Source organism: Erwinia sp. PME.40.26/001, from assembly GCF_055556675.1.
This window is the reverse complement of record NZ_JBVHNP010000332.1, coordinates 1-250: the sequence shown is the minus strand read 5'-3', so window position 1 is coordinate 250 and position 250 is coordinate 1. Positions and strand designations below refer to the sequence as shown.

The window sequence follows — 250 nt, the reverse complement described above, 5'->3', positions numbered from 1 at the left end:
ATCGAAGGCGGTCGGCGGCACCACGAACAGCAGCTCCATGTGATAGCGCCACTGCAGCATCACCGACAGGCGGCCAAAGGCCTTGCCGCCCGGTTCGGCGACCATGCGTTCGACCACTTCCTTCTGCAGCATGAAATGCTGGTCCTGCACCTGCGGGGCGATCTCGGCCAGGTGGAACAGCAAGGGGCTGGAAATGTTGTAGGGCAGGTTGCCGACCACGCGCAGCTTGCGGCCTTCCGGCACCGGGATG

Annotated in this window: 1 protein-coding gene; it reads right to left on the bottom strand. The window is 64.4% G+C overall.

The window, feature by feature from the left end:
• Nucleotides 1-250: ribosomal RNA small subunit methyltransferase A (locus tag ACZ3HG_RS24420; protein ID WP_465335065.1), on the bottom strand; the 250-nt coding region annotated here is incomplete at both ends.